Origin of the sequence: Ilyobacter sp., assembly GCF_041583315.1 — a bacterium.
In the GTDB taxonomy this organism is placed as follows: domain Bacteria; phylum Fusobacteriota; class Fusobacteriia; order Fusobacteriales; family Fusobacteriaceae; genus Ilyobacter.
Genome location: NZ_JBFHGC010000311.1, coordinates 1 through 3,560, shown reverse-complemented (window position 1 = coordinate 3,560; position 3,560 = coordinate 1). Strand labels below are relative to the sequence as shown.

General features: G+C 37.0%; 3 protein-coding genes and 1 pseudogene. All 4 read right to left on the bottom strand.

The window, feature by feature from the left end; translation table 11 throughout:
- Window positions 1-478, bottom strand: a pseudogene (locus ABZA26_RS10465) (ABC transporter permease); the annotation flags it as partial.
- Complete coding sequence (locus ABZA26_RS10460) at window positions 479-1,633, bottom strand: ABC transporter permease (protein ID WP_372714471.1); 1,155 nt, start codon at window positions 1,631-1,633, stop codon at window positions 479-481.
- Between the two features lie 85 nt (window positions 1,634-1,718).
- Window positions 1,719-3,233: an ABC transporter ATP-binding protein gene (locus tag ABZA26_RS10455; RefSeq protein WP_372714470.1), complete on the bottom strand. Its 1,515-nt coding sequence runs from the start codon at window positions 3,231-3,233 to the stop codon at window positions 1,719-1,721.
- A 25-nt stretch (window positions 3,234-3,258) separates the two neighbouring features.
- Window positions 3,259-3,560, bottom strand: a 302-nt coding sequence (locus tag ABZA26_RS10450) for a nucleoside deaminase (RefSeq protein ID WP_372714469.1), incomplete at its 5' end; no start/stop codon positions are given.

The window sequence follows — 3,560 nt, the reverse complement described above, 5'->3', positions numbered from 1 at the left end:
CATACCAACTAAGAGGAACCAATGCGAATCCTATATAAACCATGATATTATGCTTGAAAAACAGCTCTCCAAGAATAGGGATATTGCTTAAAAAAGGAATGTTTAGTGCCTGGACTCCGTCTATTGTAGTGATAGAGCCTAAATAAATTCTAAAAAATGTACTTGCCAGTCCCCACCCCAATAGGTGTAACCCGATACCTGCAATTCCTTGCACAACTCGAAGTGTTATCGCAAGGTAGGCGTAGATAGTTCCCATTAGTCCTCCTGCAAGCATGGCGGTGATAAAACCTAAAAATGAGCTTCCTGTTTTTAGTTCAGTAAAGAATGCGAAGAATGCACCTACCATCATTATTCCCTCTACACCAAGGTTGAAAACTCCTGACTTTTGTCCAAACATCTCTCCCAGTCCAGCAACCATATAAGGTATACATAGCATTATACCTGCTGAAATAATTCCAACTATAAATTCAACAACCATCTATACCTCCTCCGTTTCCACTGTGTCTGCCTCGATATTATTCTCTATTTTATTTTTCTTTTGAAAGGAAAATTTTTTTATAATTTTTTCTTTGATATTCTTGTCTGTTAAAAAAATTCTTGTTGATACGATAGCTAATATTATAAGCCCCTGGATTACAAGTACTATTGCCGATGGAACCTCAACAGCTCTCTGCATCATGTCTGCTCCGAGAATCAGCAGACCAAATAAGGCTGATGCGGGAATTATCCCAAGCGGGTGAAGTCCTCCAAATAGGGCAACAACAATTCCACTGAATCCGTAACCTGCGGATAAACCTTCTAATCCTCTGTGATGTACCCCTAAAGCTTCAACAGCCCCAGCCATTCCACAGAAACCACCTGAAATCATAATTGCCATTACAAGGTAAAGTTTGACGTTCATACCGGCATAATTGGCAGCTTTTGCCTCGGCTCCTACAGCTCTCAGTCTGTAGCCTAATGTTGTTTTCCATAGCATTATATAAATTAAAACTGATAAGACTACTGCAATTATAATTCCGGTATGCAGCCTTGTACCCCTAACAAGTTTTCCAAGCCATGCAGTTTGAGTTAAAAGTTCCGTTTGAGCTATTCCCGTACCACTTGCAATCTCTTTTGGGTCAATCAACGGACCTCTTATTAAGAAAATATAAATCTGAGCGGCAATATAGTTAAGCATAACGGTACTGAGGATTTCATTTACCTGAAGATATGCCTTCATATATCCAGCAATCCCTGCCCAAAGAGCTCCTCCGATAAAGCTGGCAATAAAGGCAGATGGAATAAGCAGTTCTCTAGGCAAGTCTTTAAAAATCAGAGTGAAAGCTATTCCTGCAGCGGCTCCCATCATTATCTGCCCTTCACCACCGATATTTAATATACCGCTTCGGAATGCTACTGATATTCCGACTCCCACAAACATTAGTGGTGCAGCACGGACAAGCATCTCAGTTATACCAAATTTATTTCCAAGAGGTTTTGTAAACATTACTGCATACGCTTCAAATGGATTTGCACCAGCCATTAAAAACAGAATTCCTCCTAGAAACAGTGCAATAAATATAGCAGTCACAACTATCCCTATTTTGTAGCATGTATCGATATAGTGTTTATTTTTAATATTTTTATTTTCCATTTTATATTGCCGCCTTTCTAAAAATATAAAACCCGTGATTCGGTTTTAAAATGTGTAAAAATTAAATTGAAAATTTATCTTTTTACTAAGATACCCCAGCCATCAGTAGTCCAAGTTTTGATTTTGTAACCTCTTTTTTGGATAAAATATCTAAGATTTTACCCTCATAAATAACTGCTATCCTGTCACAGATATTTATAAGCTCATCTAATTCTTCTGAGATAACCATAATTGCCATATTTTTGTCTCTGGCTTCAAGAAGTTGATTATGTACATATTCAGCTGCCCCTATATCCAGTCCTCTGATGGGATAGGCTGCAACTAGCATTTTAGGATCTCTTGTTATCTCTCTGGCAAATATTACTTTCTGGATATTCCCTCCTGATAAAGTACCGCATGCAGTATCAATGTCAGGACATTTTATGTTGAATTTTTCTACGAGTCTTTTGGCATTTTCAATAATTCGCTTACGGTTTAAAAAACTAAATTTGGAAAAATTATCTTTGAAATAATCTTTCAAGATTAAATTCTCTTTGATGCTAAAACTAGGAATTATTCCTTCGTGATTTCGATCTTCAGGAATATACCCCATATCTTTTTTTATAATTTTATTCGCTGATAAGTTGGTGATGTCCTCATCTTTAAATGTTATGCTTCCTTCTTTTACTTTTCTGATTCCGTTAATTACTTCAGCAAGCTCCTTTTGACCATTTCCTGAAACACCTGCTATTCCCACTATTTCACCTTCCCGGATAGTTAGTGAAACACCATTCAGTGCATAGGTTCCTCTGTCTCCTTTTGCCCAAACGTCTTTTAATTCAAGAACCGTCTTTCCAAAGTTTTCTTTTTCTTCACTTACATGAATATGAATATCGTGACCTGCCATTTTAGCAGCTAGCTCTTCTTGGGAATGATCATCAGTTGCACCGTTGTAAACCAGCTTACCGTTTCGAAGAACAGCTACTTTGTGAGTTACACTTTTAACTTCATTTAGTTTATGACTTATAAATATGATTGAACATCCTTCTTCAGCCATTTTCCTTAATAAAACAAGGAGATCATCTGTTTCTTGCGGCGTTAGTGCGGCAGTGGGTTCGTCAAGTATCAGCAGATTAGCTCCAAGGCAAAGAGTCTTTACAAGTTCAACTCTTTGTTGTTCACCGACACTTAGCTGCCAGACATAGGCATCTGGATTAACAGAAAGATCGTATTTATTTGTTATCTCTTCTATTTTTTCTCGGATTTCTTCCAGGTCTAGCTTGATTGTGTTTGTATTTCTGATTCCAAGTGCAATGTTTTCTAAAACTGTAAGGTTTGGAACAAGCATAAAATGCTGATGAACCATACCGATACCAAGTTTAAATGCCGCTTTAGGAGAATTGATTTTGACTTCTCGATCGTTAATTCGAACGACACCTTCATCTTGGTGATAAAGTCCATAGAGGATATTCATAAGAGTAGTTTTTCCTGCACCGTTTTCTCCTAATAAAGCTAGAATTTCACCCTGTTTTAGCTCAAGACTTATATTATCACAGGCTAAAACTCCAGGAAATCTCTTGGTTATATTTTTTATTTCTAAATGCCGAATAACTTCTCTCATGTTTTTTCCTCCTGCTAATTTAAAATTAATCCCAAAATCCTATATGCGGTTTAACAATTGCCTGTTCTAGTTCAGGTGATGCTACAGGACCTGTTACTTTAATATCTTTTTGACCCTTTGCAATAATTTCTCTGCAAGGAACATCAAAAGTTGGGTTTTTTTCATTACTTCCTGTTAATTCCAAAAGTTTTTTTTCACTAATCCCATAGACCATATTTCCTATGTTAGCCCAATAAATGGCACCGGTACACATACAGCAAGGCTCTGCTGTGGTGTATAAGGTAGTTTCCCACAAAAACTCTTTAGAATACTTTTTTCCTGCTAATT